General features: G+C 53.2%; 1 pseudogene. It reads right to left on the bottom strand.

The window, feature by feature from the left end:
- Positions 1 to 263, bottom strand: a pseudogene (locus Q5L94_RS13830) (ornithine decarboxylase); the annotation flags it as partial.

The raw sequence follows: 263 nt of genomic DNA, 5'->3' as shown, positions 1-263 counted from the left end.
ATACAGATCGTGCATCTCCTGACACAACTGGCGCAGGGTGTAGTCGCGATAGCGCACCGGATATTTGTTATAAACGCTCGGCAACACCTCAGCCAGCGGTGAGTCATCCTCAATATGCTGTTCAAATTGCGCCAGCATCGCCACCAGTTGTGCCAGCTTCTCGTGGCTTTCCGCCGGAGTTAATAAGAACAGAATGGAATTGAGATCGCACTTCTCCGGCACAATGCCGTTCTCACGCAGATAGTGCGCCAGAATCGTCGCCG

This window comes from Idiomarina sp. Sol25 (assembly GCF_033052775.1).
Taxonomy (GTDB): Bacteria; Pseudomonadota; Gammaproteobacteria; order Enterobacterales; family Alteromonadaceae; genus Idiomarina.
Note: the sequence above shows the minus strand (reverse complement) of the source record. Positions and strands in the feature narration are given on the sequence as shown.